12 protein-coding genes are annotated in these 12,968 nt (G+C 43.6%); 2 read left to right on the top strand and 10 right to left on the bottom strand.

Annotated features, from left to right (window positions below; all coding sequences use genetic code 11):
* Positions 1–372: 372 nt before the first annotated feature.
* Positions 373–744 carry a winged helix-turn-helix transcriptional regulator gene (locus B0H99_RS09135; RefSeq protein WP_106533359.1) on the bottom strand — a complete coding sequence of 124 codons (372 nt, stop codon included), beginning with the start codon at positions 742–744 and terminating at the stop codon, positions 373–375.
* Positions 745–962: 218 nt separating this feature from the next.
* On the opposite strand from B0H99_RS09135, the gene fdhA reads away from it, so the two are divergent.
* Both fdhA and B0H99_RS09125 read left to right on the top strand, forming a co-directional pair.
* Positions 963–2,177, top strand: a complete 1,215-nt coding sequence (gene fdhA, locus B0H99_RS09130) for a formaldehyde dehydrogenase, glutathione-independent (protein ID WP_106533358.1) — start codon at positions 963–965, stop codon at positions 2,175–2,177.
* 46 nt (positions 2,178–2,223) lie between these two features.
* The gene (locus B0H99_RS09125) at positions 2,224–2,643 is read left to right on the top strand and encodes a GlcG/HbpS family heme-binding protein (RefSeq protein WP_106533357.1); all 420 of its coding nucleotides are present in this window, start codon (positions 2,224–2,226) and stop codon (positions 2,641–2,643) included.
* Positions 2,644–2,981: 338 nt separating this feature from the next.
* Here the strand turns inward: B0H99_RS09125 and B0H99_RS09120 are convergent, their stop codons facing one another.
* The 9 genes from B0H99_RS09120 to walK form a co-directional block, all read right to left on the bottom strand.
* Positions 2,982–4,490 carry a DUF1846 domain-containing protein gene (locus tag B0H99_RS09120; protein WP_106533356.1) on the bottom strand — a complete coding sequence of 503 codons (1,509 nt, stop codon included), beginning with the start codon at positions 4,488–4,490 and terminating at the stop codon, positions 2,982–2,984.
* A gap of 281 nt (positions 4,491–4,771) precedes the next feature.
* Positions 4,772–5,251 (bottom strand): 23S rRNA (pseudouridine(1915)-N(3))-methyltransferase RlmH, encoded by a 480-nt coding sequence (rlmH, locus tag B0H99_RS09115; protein WP_106533355.1) that lies wholly within the window; start codon positions 5,249–5,251, stop codon positions 4,772–4,774.
* Positions 5,252–5,341: 90 nt separating this feature from the next.
* Positions 5,342–5,506 carry a CxxH/CxxC protein gene (locus B0H99_RS09110; protein ID WP_181313633.1) on the bottom strand — a complete coding sequence of 55 codons (165 nt, stop codon included), beginning with the start codon at positions 5,504–5,506 and terminating at the stop codon, positions 5,342–5,344.
* A 296-nt stretch (positions 5,507–5,802) separates the two neighbouring features.
* The gene (locus tag B0H99_RS09105; RefSeq protein WP_106533354.1) at positions 5,803–6,306 is read right to left on the bottom strand and encodes a DinB family protein; all 504 of its coding nucleotides are present in this window, start codon (positions 6,304–6,306) and stop codon (positions 5,803–5,805) included.
* A 400-nt stretch (positions 6,307–6,706) separates the two neighbouring features.
* Positions 6,707–7,927 carry a S1C family serine protease gene (locus B0H99_RS09100; RefSeq protein WP_106533353.1) on the bottom strand — a complete coding sequence of 407 codons (1,221 nt, stop codon included), beginning with the start codon at positions 7,925–7,927 and terminating at the stop codon, positions 6,707–6,709.
* A 282-nt stretch (positions 7,928–8,209) separates the two neighbouring features.
* On the bottom strand, positions 8,210–8,998 hold the full coding sequence (locus B0H99_RS09095) for an MBL fold metallo-hydrolase (protein WP_106533352.1): 789 nt from the start codon (positions 8,996–8,998) through the stop codon (positions 8,210–8,212).
* Between the two features lie 12 nt (positions 8,999–9,010).
* The gene (locus tag B0H99_RS09090; RefSeq protein WP_106533351.1) at positions 9,011–9,829 is read right to left on the bottom strand and encodes a two-component system regulatory protein YycI; all 819 of its coding nucleotides are present in this window, start codon (positions 9,827–9,829) and stop codon (positions 9,011–9,013) included.
* Positions 9,816–11,138, bottom strand: coding sequence for a YycH family regulatory protein (locus tag B0H99_RS09085; RefSeq protein WP_106533350.1), 1,323 nt, complete (start codon positions 11,136–11,138; stop codon positions 9,816–9,818). The genes B0H99_RS09090 and B0H99_RS09085 overlap by 14 nt, the downstream gene beginning before the upstream one ends.
* On the bottom strand, positions 11,135–12,964 hold the full coding sequence (walK, locus tag B0H99_RS09080; RefSeq protein WP_106533349.1) for a cell wall metabolism sensor histidine kinase WalK: 1,830 nt from the start codon (positions 12,962–12,964) through the stop codon (positions 11,135–11,137). The genes B0H99_RS09085 and walK overlap by 4 nt, the downstream gene beginning before the upstream one ends.
* Positions 12,965–12,968: the final 4 nt, after the last annotated feature.

Here is a 12,968-nt window from a genome sequence, read left to right as displayed (position 1 = left end):
GCTATCACAGCCTTTCGTGAAATTATGAATAAGTGTTTTTATAAACAAGAGGTAGAGTGATGTTATCTTCTTTCTGGAGTGTAAAATATGGAAACTCTCTGATGTAAGCGCTTTCTAACCGCTTTAATGTTAGCTTACCATTGGCAAAAATAATGGGTTAGGAAAATATTTGGGTGTATTTGTACTTTTTTTGATTTCTTATTACTATTACTTACAGAGGACTTGTATTATTTTTTGAATTTGTTTTATTTTTAGGTGGCTGCTTTTGCTTGCGCATTGCGAGTAGAACAAAGTCGGCATTAGAAATAAGGACACAAGGACAGTTTTACTGTGTCTTTGTGTCCCTAGATAGAGCCATTCATAAAGAACTTTTCATCTATTTTTTATAATAGGATAATGTTTTATATTTTCCTTTCCCCATTCGTACATCATCAGAACGATCGGCATTAGACTTTCCCCTAAATTTGTTAAAGAATATTCTACTCTCGGCGGAACTTCGGGGAACACTTTTCGATGGACAATCCCATCCTCTTCTAACTCCCTAATTTGAGTGGTTAATACCTTATGAGTAATTTTTGGAAGCAATCGATTAATATCACTAAATCGTAAAGTACCCTCTGTTGCTAAATGGTAAATAATAATGATTTTCCACTTTCCGCTAATAAGGGATAAGGTCAATTCTTTTTCGCAATTAAACTCGCCACTTTTAATTTTCCTTTTTATTTCTGTTCGTAAGTCATCCATTAGACTTCCCCTTTCCTTGTGGTGCTTAAAAGTATCCTTTTGGTAACCTTCTCACAAAAAAGTGCCTTCTTCCAATGAAAAGAATTATATTTTAGAATATATAGAATATAATAAATATTTATATTGTCCCTATAGTTGTATCGATGTCCATCTTTAAAGCAAGATGGACATAAGAATCAGATCTTGTATTTGAGAAAACAGGATAGGAGATGATAGGAATGGCAGGAAACAGAGCAGTTGTATACAGAGGTGCAGGGACTGTAACAGTCGAAGATATTAGTTATCCTGAATTAATTATTAGAGACGGCCCTGGGGTAAACCGTTTAAATGTAGGACGTAAATGTGAACACGGAGTAATTGTGAAAGTCGTTGTAACAAATATTTGCGGAAGTGATCAACATATGGTGCGTGGACGCACCACAGCTCCTTCAGGGCTTGTCCTTGGCCATGAAATTACAGGCGAAGTTATTGAAGTGGGCCGCGATGTTGAATTTATCAAAAAAGGAGACCTCGTCTCTGTACCATTTAATATTGCTTGCGGCCGCTGCCGCAGTTGTAAAGAGCGTGATACCCATATTTGCGAGAATGTAAATCCGGATCGTCCCGGATCTGCTTATGGCTATGTAGACATGGGCGGATGGGTTGGCGGGCAATCGGAATATGTAATGGTCCCTTACGCAGATTTCCAGTTGCTGAAGTTCCCGGATAAAGATCAGGCGATGGAAAAAATACTCGATTTAACGATGCTTTCTGATATTTTTCCAACGGGTTATCATGGTGCTGTAAGTGCTGGTGTCAGACCAGGATCTACCGTCTATGTTGCGGGAGCCGGCCCTGTAGGTTTAGCCGCTGCCCACTCCGCCCAGCTTCTAGGAGCGTCTGTTGTAATTGTGGGTGATTTAAATGGCGAACGCCTTGCACAAGCTAGAAGCTTCGGCTGTGAAACCGTAAACCTAAGGGAACATCCGGATCTCGGAGAGCAAATTGCTCAAATCTTAGGTGTGCCAGAAGTTGATTGCGCTATTGACTGCGTTGGCTTTGAAGCTAGTGGACATGGCGAAGGCGCCGGTGAAGCACCCGCTATTGTGTTGAACTCCATTATGCAAGTTACTCGCGCAGGCGGCCGTCTTGGCATACCGGGACTCTATGTAACGGGTGATCCAGGCGCTGTTGATGAAGATGCGAAAATCGGAACCTTAAAAGTGCGCTTAGGGCTTGGTTGGGCAAAAGCACATACTTTTGTAACGGGCCAAACACCAGTTATGAGGTATCATCGCGACTTAATGATGTCGATTTTAAGCGGAAAAGCACAAATCGCTAAAGCGGTAAATGCCACAGTGATTTCGTTGGATCAGGCACCTGGAGCTTATGCTGAGTTTGACCAAGGAGCTTCCAAGAAGTTTGTCATTGATCCCCATGGAGTTTTTAAATAAGCAGTATATTTTTCGATGTGCTCATTAAAAAAGGAGGTCCTTTCTTATGTATAAGATCACTTTAGATGTAGCAAAAGAAATTACTGCAGGTGCGGAAGAAGAAGCAAAAAATATCGGTGTTGCCATGGTTATTACTGTTGTAGATGATGGCGGAAATCTGATAGCCATTCATCGGATGGATGATGCCTGGCTTGCGAGTATTGATATTGCCCAAAATAAAGCATGGACATCCGTAGCTTTGAAAATGCCCACATCCGCCCTGGCAGATGCAACTGTTCCTGCTGCTGAACTTTTCGGATTAAATACGACCAATAATGGGCGCCTTGTCGTTTTTGGCGGAGGGATTCCCCTTGTCGTTGAGGGAAAAGTAGTGGGAGCAATAGGAGTCAGTGGAAGTTCAGTGCCTCATGATGTTCAAGTTGCAGAAGCCGGCGTAAATGCATTTAATAAGCAACAAGCTCAATAGCAAATATCTATATTCCATTTTCATATTGAAGAGTCAGGATTACGATCCTGACTCTTTTTTATTTATGATACGGTTGGTTCACTGCGGCTACTTTATAGGCGGTATTATTTTTCTGTTAGATGGAGTAAAACCATTTTTGTATATTCTTTCAAAAGCATCTTCGATATTCTCCAAAAGATCCATGTCTACACAGACGTTCCGGCAGTTAATCCATCAACCCAAAAAAGTGTAGTCTTCTCATTAGAAGAAGACTACACTTTTTTAGTAAACTCTATAAACGAAAAAACATCTGCCTTAGGCGTCTATGTAAGAAGAAAAAGGCAGGCGTTTCTCAAAACCTAATTGTAATACAGGTTTTCAGTTGGATATACCGGATCATTGGTGATGTCGATTCCAAGCTTCTTGAAGGTCTGTTCGTTTTCCCTATTCAATATGACCGTAGAATGCGCTTGTGTATCTTTTAAATTTGGCAGTTGCTTATAAGCCAGCTCAGAAGTAGGGTTGGTGACTGCACTGATTGCCAGTGCAATCAGCACTTCATTGGCGCTTAACGTCGGGACTCGGCTGTTCATATCATCGGTTTTCAACCGTTGAATCGTCTGCAGAATCATCGGCGACAACAAATTAATTTCATCGGAAATATTGGTCAATTTCTTCAAAGCATTCAGAATCGCGGCTGCCGAAGCATCCATCAAAGTTGTCGTTCGACCAGTGGTCATCTCACCATTTGGCAGTTCTAACGCAATTACAGCTTGTAAATTCGTGCTGCCAATTTGCTCTTGGATTGCTTTCGCATAATTACGGGCTGGCAATACAGGTGCCCGATCCTCTTTCTTTAAATCAGTCTCTTCCAGAATTACTTGCATGTGGCGTACACTATCTTCATCAGCAAGCCCTTTTTTATAGTCGTTCTCTACGACGAAACTGCGCCGAATGATTTCCTGCTTGGCAGCTTCCTTCACGACCATATCGTCGGTGATGCCCGATTTCAGACGATTGACACCCATATCAGTCGGTGAGCTGTAAACAGACTCTTTGCCAGTAATCCTTTCAATAATCCGTTTGATGACAGGAAACGTCTCAATATCGCGATTGTAATTGATCGCTACTTTCCCATATGCTTCATAGTGATAATTGTCAATCATATTTACGTCTTTCAAATCGACGGTAGCCGCTTCATAAGCGATGTTTACCGGGTGCTTTAACGGCAAGTTCCAAACCGGAAAAGTCTCAAACTTGGCATAGCCGACTTTATTCCCCAGTTTATTCTCATGGTACATTTGGTTAAGGCAGGTGGCAAGCTTTCCGCTGTTTGGGCCAGGTGCCGTTACTACCACGATTGGCTTTGTGGTTTTAATATAGGGATTCGTCGCAAATCCCTCTTCCCCAAGGACCGCGTCCACGTTTGTGGGGTAACCTTCGATTTCGCGGTGGATACAAACGCTGATTCCGCTTCTCTCAAGCTTTGTCATAAATACTTTGGCTGTTGGTTGTCCTTGGTAACGAGTGATCAAGACACTGTTGACAGAAATGCCATATGCCCGATATTCATCGATTAAGCGCAAGACATCTTGATCATAAGTGATGCCGTAATCTTCACGGACTTTGTTCCGTTCGATGTCTCCCGCGTACACACAAATGATGATTTCCGCATTTTCTTTCAGCGTATGCAATAGTTTGATTTTGGCATCTTCATCAAATCCAGGCAAGACACGCTTGGCATGTTTGTCGCCAATCAATTTTCCGCCAAATTCCAAGTAAAGTTTATCATACTGCTGCACCCGTTCTAAGATGTAGGCAGATTGTTCTTGCAAATATTTCTCCGTATCAAATCCAATTTTTTTCATTCAATTCCCGTCCCGTCTTCTATACTTCAAGCTTTCTCTTTTCCGATAGATAAAAACGCCTTAAGAGAAACTACCAACTAAAATCCATCTTTTATCATTATAAATTTTTGAAAAAAAAAGTAAATCGGTCCAATTGCTTCATTAATTGGGTTATCCTAATAAGCGCAGTGGCCTTACCATAGATGTATTCGACTAAAATAACGGAATTTAGACCAATATTTATAAAATCCAAACGACACAAACCCTGTTTCTTTTGGGTAGGTTTCAATAACTGAACTCATTTACTTATGATATGGTTCGCCCTTCATGATCCGAAAAGCCCGATAAATCTGCTCCACCAAAATCAGCTTCATCAACTGGTGAGGAAACGTCATCTTAGAGAATGACAATTTCTCATCCGCCCTCTTCAACACCTCATCGTGGAGGCCAAGCGATCCACCGATGACGAAGACCACTTTGCTGCGGCCATAGGTCATAAGGGATTCCATATCTTTTGCCAGCCCTTCGGATGTTTTCATCTTGCCATCAATGGCAAGGGCGACAACGTAAGCGTCCTGGGGGATTTTTGCTAAAATCCGCTCGCCTTCTTTCTTTTTGACGATTTCCATATCGGCTTCGCTTAATTGTTCCGGCGCTTTTTCGTCCGCCACTTCCACTTCGTTCACTTTTGCATAACTTCCAAGCCGTTTTGTGTATTCTTCGATTCCTGATTTTAAGTATTTCTCTTTTAGCTTCCCAACACTGATAATTGAGATATTCACAACTTATCCCCCCTTTACATTCTTTTTACAAACAAGTTACCCACAAATGTTATCAACATATCCACAGCTTTTTCTACATGTTGTGCCCGCTCATGCGTTCGCCACAAGATACGTCGCAGCCTCTTCACAGTAATCACACTTTGTGGATAACTTTTTTTCGTCTGACAATTCTGTAAGAATAGGATAGCTTTCCGTTTTCGCCACGAACACGTCTAAAGCGTATTCCACATGGGTTTTGCAGCAATTTATTATCATTTTCCCTTCTCCTTTCGAATTCCGAATATTCCACAAGGTTATACACATTTCTTCCCCTTTTATCCACAACTCATTCTAACAGAAGAAAAGAGTGGCGGAAAGAAAAGGTTTTTACAGCTTGTGGATAAAGGATAACTCGACAACTGAAATAAAGTTATCCACACATCATTTTTCTATTTCCCGAACAATCCATACCTGTTGGATAAAAATCTATTTTCATTTTAAAATAACATTTTAGACTTTTTACAGAAAAAAAATAAAAAAGGACCCGAAAAAATTTTTTCGGATCCCTCTTTTTAGACTTTCGGAACCGGCGCTCCCATGGCTGCCCAATCTTCCATTGCCGGGCCGTAAAGTCCAGGAACTTTCAATCCAGCTTGGCGCATAAGCACTGTCATCTGTGCCCGATGGTGGGTTTGGTGCATCACCAACGTAGTCAGGACTTGGGTGATCGTCCAGTTTTCCCCGTACATATTCCGCTCTTCCTGCAGCGTATCGTCCGTCCATTGCTCTTGCAACGCTTGAACCATTGCTTTGCTCGACATGCGATAAGCATCTGCAATTTCTTTTGCAGAATTCGGAACGGGCAAATCTTCTGGGGTGGCTTCGAATTCCAAACCGGTATGGCTCATCATTTCTCCGATTGTCGTTGTCAAATGCCAGCCAAGGCGCCCCAAAGTCCGGTTTTCCGAGGTAATTTGCTGATTCAACGATTCATCCGTCAACATATCGAATACTTGCTCTGTCATTGCCGCTTCCTGCTTCCAATGCGTCAAGAAATCTTCCAATGTTCTATACATCTTTTCCCTCCTCTTAAAATTAACAACGCTTAACTAGTTCGAGACAAACCGTTTTTTTCCTGCCAATAAAATAAGAGACTGTTTAGTATGTGTTATTTTTAAAGCCCGTGAAGAAAAAGCATTGCTTTTTTTTCTTCACGGGCTTTTAGGGTTTATTTCAACATGATTGATGAGAATATAGGCGGCGGAAAACCGACTGCTCCTGCATCGCTTCGCTAGCTTTGTCGCAAACGTAATGGGCGAATTCCTTTCGCCCATTACGCTTCCAGCGGGACAGCGCGAGATGAAGACCCTGGACTGAACGAAGTGAAGGAAGCGGCTGAAGCCGTGCCCGCGGAAAGCGTCCGCCTGAAGCGAAATAAAAAAGCTTAAAAGCAATAACTTTTAAGCTTTTCCAAAATTAAATTTCTGAGTTATCAACAAGCTCCAATTCAAACGTCATTTCTTCACCATCACGGAAAGCTGTAACGGTCATCGTATCACCGATCTGTTTCTCGTTATATAAATGCTTGCGCAGCTCGATAATATCACCCACCGGCTGTCCATCCATTTCAACGATCACGTCATATCGCTCCATGCCTGCTTTTGCCGCTGCTGAGCCGTCTACGACTGTATCTACCACTACACCTGTCTTCACGTCTGCAGGAAGGTTCAATGTCTGCTGGCGCTCTCTTTGCGGTACTTGCACTAAGTCAACAAGCGTTACGCCCATTGCAGGCCGCACCATTTCACCTTTTGTTTCAAGAGATTGAATAACAGGCATTGCGGAATTGATCGGAATCGAAAAACCGATGCCTTCAACTGCGTCTGTTGCGATTTTCATCGAATTTATGCCAATCAGCTGGCCGGCTAGATTGATAAGCGCACCGCCGCTGTTTCCGGGATTGATTGCGGCGTCCGTCTGAAGCACTTCTGCTTGCCAGTCTTCCTGCCCGTCTCCATTCAAATCGACCGGTACAGCCCGGTCAGTGCCGGATACAACGCCTGCGGTCACCGATCCTGAAAATTCAAGGCCTAAGGGACTGCCGATAGCAATAACCGTTTCACCTTGTTTTAAAGCATCTGAATCGCCAAATTCCACAGTTTTCTGGACGGTTGCCCCGTCCATCTCCAGCACTGCAAGGTCTGTCCAAATATCGCTTCCGACAAGCTCCGCTTCAATTTTCGAACCGTCAGCCAAAGTGACTTCCAGCGCATTTGCTCCATCTACCACATGATGATTGGTCACAACAAAAGCCCGGCCGCCTTCATTTTTGTAAATGACGCCCGATCCTGTTCCAACCGCCTGCTCCTGCTGCTGAGTTTGTCCTTGATTGCCGTTCCAAAAATTTGATGACTCTTGCAGATTGGTTATTCCCACAACGGCACCCGCTGCTATCTCAACGGCTTCTGTCAAGTCAGTGGTGATATTAACGGAATTGGAACTCGTGGTGCCTTCCGTTTCTCCTGCCACCGTCTCTGTCGCTGTATTTATATCGTTCCCAGGAGCCAACCCCGGTACTGAAGTAAACAGTAGCCACACCATCAGCGCCCCGACCAGAACCCCTGCAACCGCGGCCAAAAAAGTGCTGCCCCGGCCTCGTTTATTGCTCCGGCTGGGTGGATCATTGTAATATCCCATACACTTCATCCTCTCGTTGTCTTTACTTATATATAACCGTATTCAAAAGGGGCTAATCAACCGAAAACACAACAATTCCGTGAATTTCCCCAAAAGAAAAAGCCGGAAGCAAAATGCTCCGGCCTTTTCTATTATTAAAATCTAGTAGAAGATATGCAGCAAAACGGCGGAGACTCCCGCGGGAAAGCGAAGTGCCGAGACCCCACAGTCGCAGAGCGACGAGGAGGCTTGGCGCAAGCCCGCAGGAAAGCGTAGCCGTTTTGCGGAATATCAGTATCTCTCTTAAACCGTCACCAAAGGCGTCGGCACATTTGCGTCGGTATCGATCAAATCGACATATTCACCGACAATGATGCCTTTTGTCTGTAAGGTTTGCTCCACGCTCATGCGCGCCAAATCCTTCATGTTGTTGTCTTTGCTCAAATGCGACAAATAGATGCGCGTCGGCTTTTCCGCCATCACTTCGCTCATTGCCACTGCCGCGTCTTCATTCGACACGTGACCGACATCGCTTAAAATCCGCCGTTTGACCGACCATGGATAGCGGCCCATCTGCAGCATCCCCACATCGTGATTACTTTCAAATACAAACGAATCCGCTGCTTGAATGACGCCTTTCATGCGATCGCTGACATAACCCGTATCGGTGATAAGCGCCAATTTACGGCCGTTCTCATGAAACACATAAAACATCGGATCGGCTGCATCGTGAGACACAGCGAACGACTCGATATCCATCGAACCAAAGGTCTTGACGGTATCCATTGAAAAGTGAAAACGCTGATCTGCCGGAATGTTTCCTACAAGCCCGTCCATCGCCGCCCACGTTTTCTCATTGGCGTAAATGGGCACATTGTATTTGCGCGCCACAATACCGATGCCTTTTATGTGATCACTGTGCTCATGAGTCACAAGAATGCCATCCAAGCTGCTCATTTTTTTGCCGATGGAAGCAAACAGCTCTTCCATCTTGCGGCCACTTAAGCCGACATCCACCAAAAACGAGTGCTGGTCATTCTCTATATAAATAGCATTGCCGCTTGAGCCGCTTGCTAATACACTAAAACGCATATGAAAAACTCCCTACTTTACTACTTCTTCCTCTTCTTCTGTTTCTAATTCAACAATGCCGTTATTTACTGCATTTATAAAATACTCTTCTTTCGTTCCATCTGCAAGTGTTGCGCTTATGCGCCAGGTCGGCAGGAACATGCGGGCGTTTTCGGAAACTTGGACATATACGGAGTAGCCGACTTCTGCCGTATCGATGGTTGAATTTGCCGGCAAAACCCCTCTCGTATAAAGCGTATAAATCGCTTGAATAGGAGAAATCAAGTCCTTCGGTTGTTCACCCAGCTCTACTTTTTCATAGACTGTTTGTTCAAAGCCCGTCACTTGACCGGCTTTGTTCCAATAAATCGTCACTCGTCCGTTATCGCTATAGTACAAGGTTTTGCCATTAACTTTCTGGAAAAAGATTGCCTTGTTTTCTTTACTGTTTATTTTCCAAAAAACATACTCCTGTCCTTGATAAACATTCTCCTCAACAAAGGCAGACAAGGTTTCTTTGCTTACTTCACCCTCTAATGGCATAGGTTTTCTAAAATTCACATGCAATAAATTGTTCTTCTCGAGACGTCCTTGCTGATTGCCATAAGGAATTTCACTGTTTTTGAACATATGAATTTGAGCATTAACGTATGGTTCAGGATCCACTTTCATCGGAAGGTTACCGTAGGAAATATTGTCTTCCTTTAGTTTTTCCTCAATCGATGACGAATCGCTCCCAAGCACTTCCACTTTTTCATACTCCGTATACCGGTCCAAATACAAAGAATACAAAAAGACATTCATAATAGAAAAGACGATGATGAAAATAGTTTTGGTTTTACTCCAATCCAATTTTCCCACCTCCTAGTGCTTCTTTAGAGAGCTTTAGCCAATTCCCGTCGATTTTATAATACCAAGCTGCTTCAAACGTAATCAACTTTTCACTCGTTTGTGCCAATTCATACGCCGGCATAATTTCAGTTACTTTTTTCCGTTGTTCTTCGTTCAAACGGCTGACGGCATCAAGTGCAGTTGTTCCCGCTTCAAGCGTTTTTGTGCTGGTTTGCGCAGTTGATTGCAGGATGTAATACGGCCGGATATAGCGGAAAATCTGTTCCGTTCCGTTAATCATGCCCCACTTCATTTCCAACTCCGTGGCAGTCGATGTGCTGAACACTGGAAGATTGTCCAAAAATAATCGGTAATAGACTTGTTGCGTAAGCGGTTCAATGCCGAAAAAGCGATAATCGTTAGTCCAGCCACCATGGTCGTTAACATAGTCGATTGTACTGAAAATCAACTCTGATGGGATTCCTGGATCTGATGTTTCAGCTCTTGGTTTGACAAAGCTCATGCTTTTCCGGTTAGCATCAAACCGCATGATTGCGCCGGTGCCATCGGTATATTTTTCATTTGTTGCATCACCGGATGAATCCACATTAGCTGTACTTTCAAAAAGTGCAGAACGGAAGTCTTCAGGTGTTACTTCCTCTAAAAGATAAGGATAGACCAATTTTTCCTGCTCTTTTTCCGCCACATAAATAGGCAAAGTGCCAAGCTCTTCATCGGTCACGTAAACTTCTTTCGCCGCTTCAAGAATATTGTTTTCAAACTTGCCAAGTTCGCTCACCGATACGCTTCCTTCGTAAACTCTGCCAGAAACCGAATTGATGAAATAAATTCTGATTTGGGCCTGTTCGACAGTTGCAAATTCTATTACTACCCTGTCAAAAGAAGCTTCCGGAATTGTTTCATCTGTAATGTTTACCATGGCATCGAATACCGGCAACGGGACAGTGCCTGGATAATACAATACGACGCGGTTTGGCTCATGCATATAAGATTGCAGGGTTTCCGCCGATGCGTCCTTCTCTTTTTCTGTCATATCGTGGATTTGCCATAGTTTCATCGTAGCGAGAAGCGGATCGATGCGCTTCCTGTCAGTTGTCCCTGTCACGCTGTCTTCTTGATGGTATAGCACTTTAATCGGCCGAACTACTTGTTCAACGGTTCTTTTTTCCCCAATCGAAACATCTACTGCAGGTGTTGTTTCAATCGGGTCGAACGACGGGGTAAACGTCCAAATTGTGAAAGTCAGAGCGAAACTAAGAAGAATAAGCAAAAACAAAACAATCGACTTTACTTGCTCAACGTATTTCATTCCCACTCACCTCCATCATCGATCTCAAAAGGCAAAGTGAAGAAAATCGTTGTTCCTCTTCCATACGCGCTCTTCGCCCAAATAGAGCCTCCGTGTGCGTGGATCATTTCTTTTGAAATGGCCAAACCTAGTCCGGTGCCGCCCATTTCGCGGGAACGTGCACGGTCTACACGGTAGAAACGGTCAAAGATCCGTTCGATATTTTCTTTTGGAATGCCCATCCCCTGATCACTGATCCGGATCTGCAGCGCCCCTTCTTCCACCGTCATTGCAAAGCGAACCGTTCCGCCTTCCGGTGAATACTTCAATGCATTCGAAATAATGTTATCGATTACTTGCGTCAATTTATCCGGATCAATTTCCACAAAATACTGTTCTTCCGGCAAATGCCGTTCAAAATGTACGTTTTGAGATTTTGACATTTCAAAGCGGTCGATAATCCGGTTAAAGAAACGATTAAACTCAATAATTTCTTTGTTTATCTCGGTTTCGTTGGAATCCATTTTTGAGAGCTTAAGCAAATCGTTGACAAGGCGGATCATCCGCTCGGTTTCGGTTTGCGTCACGTTCAAAAAGTTTGGTGCAAGATCCGGATCTTGCCAAGCACCTTCAGCGAGAGCTTCCAAATAACTGCGCATCGTCGTTAACGGCGTCCGCAATTCATGGGAAACATTCGCCACAAACTCCCGGCGTTCCATGTCGATCTTTTCCTGTTCCGTGTTGTCATGCAGAACAGCAATTAAACCATTTACAAAACCAGTTTCTTTTTGGATGACCGAAAAGCTGGTCCGCAGCAAGGTAGTTTGTTCTTTCGTGCTGAAATCGAGCGTGATGGTTTCTTTCAAATGAATCAAATCTTCAAATGTATATTCAGAATCCAATCCCAATACCATTGTTAATGGACGATTAATGACAGTTTCACGTGAAACATCCAATAATCTAAGCGCTGGATCGTTGATCAAGATGACGCGCCCTCTTCTGTCAGTCGATAAAACGCCATCTGTCATATTCGACAAGATAGAAGCGAGTTTCCGCCGTTCGCTTTCCGTCGATTGCTGGGATTCTTGCAGCCGGTTGGTCAAGTGATTAAATGCTCTTGCCAGCTGGCCGATTTCATCGTCCCCATAAACCCGTACTTTCCTGGAGAAATTGCCTTTTGCCATAGCTTGCGCTTGTTTGCGCATATCCGATATTGGCCGGGAAATAGTTTGGGCAACTAACACGCCCAGGATGGCCGTTATCAGCAACGAAATAGCTGTACCGCCGGCCAAGATGGAATTGATTTCATCCATTTGGTCATAGACGTTTTCAATAACAGCTTCAATATAAAGTGTACCGAGCAATTCCCCGCCCGACGCTTTGATTGGCTGGACGAGGACCCATACCCGGTCATTCGGCCGTTCTCTCGTAACATATGTTCTTTCTTTTACTTCTTCCTCGGTCATCGACTGCCGAACCAATTCATGCGTCGAGCGCTGGCCGACCAGAACTTGGTTATCTGCCTCAGAAGATGCCAAGATGTTATACCGTGAATCGATCACACGTATTTCGTTGACGTCTTCTGACTGAAACCCGTTCAAGACAGAACGAAGGCTTTGTTCCAAAGTTAAATCTTCATCGGTCCGGTTTTTGACCATTTCTTCCCGAACACTGAATTCGATAATGTTCATTCGGTCTTCAATGGAGTTCTGAAAGTTTTCACTGAGCGTTTCTTCGAGTTGCTGGGCAAAATAAAGGCCGATTATCTGCATCGCCAAAACGATCAGCAAGATGTAAATCAGCACAAATTTCACATGAATCGATTTAAAAAAACTAACTTTCTGCATTTAT

The organism is Planomicrobium soli (assembly GCF_003014655.1).
Classification (GTDB): domain Bacteria; phylum Bacillota; class Bacilli; order Bacillales_A; family Planococcaceae; genus Planococcus; species Planococcus soli_B.
Note: the sequence above shows the minus strand (reverse complement) of the source record. Positions and strands in the feature narration are given on the sequence as shown.

Bases quoted from the DNA above. Each gene is read 5' to 3' on its own strand.
- fdhA (WP_106533358.1), top strand. From the start codon at position 963: ATGGCAGGAAACAGAGCAGTTGTATACAGAGGTGCAGGGACTGTAACA.
- B0H99_RS09135 (WP_106533359.1), bottom strand. From the start codon at position 744: ATGGATGACTTACGAACAGAAATAAAAAGGAAAATTAAAAGTGGCGAG.
- walK (WP_106533349.1), bottom strand. From the start codon at position 12,964: ATGCAGAAAGTTAGTTTTTTTAAATCGATTCATGTGAAATTTGTGCTG.
- B0H99_RS09125 (WP_106533357.1), top strand. From the start codon at position 2,224: ATGTATAAGATCACTTTAGATGTAGCAAAAGAAATTACTGCAGGTGCG.
- B0H99_RS09110 (WP_181313633.1), bottom strand. From the start codon at position 5,506: ATGATAATAAATTGCTGCAAAACCCATGTGGAATACGCTTTAGACGTG.
- B0H99_RS09105 (WP_106533354.1), bottom strand. From the start codon at position 6,306: ATGTATAGAACATTGGAAGATTTCTTGACGCATTGGAAGCAGGAAGCG.
- B0H99_RS09100 (WP_106533353.1), bottom strand. From the start codon at position 7,927: ATGGGATATTACAATGATCCACCCAGCCGGAGCAATAAACGAGGCCGG.
- B0H99_RS09120 (WP_106533356.1), bottom strand. From the start codon at position 4,490: ATGAAAAAAATTGGATTTGATACGGAGAAATATTTGCAAGAACAATCT.
- B0H99_RS09095 (WP_106533352.1), bottom strand. From the start codon at position 8,998: ATGCGTTTTAGTGTATTAGCAAGCGGCTCAAGCGGCAATGCTATTTAT.
- B0H99_RS09085 (WP_106533350.1), bottom strand. From the start codon at position 11,138: ATGAAATACGTTGAGCAAGTAAAGTCGATTGTTTTGTTTTTGCTTATT.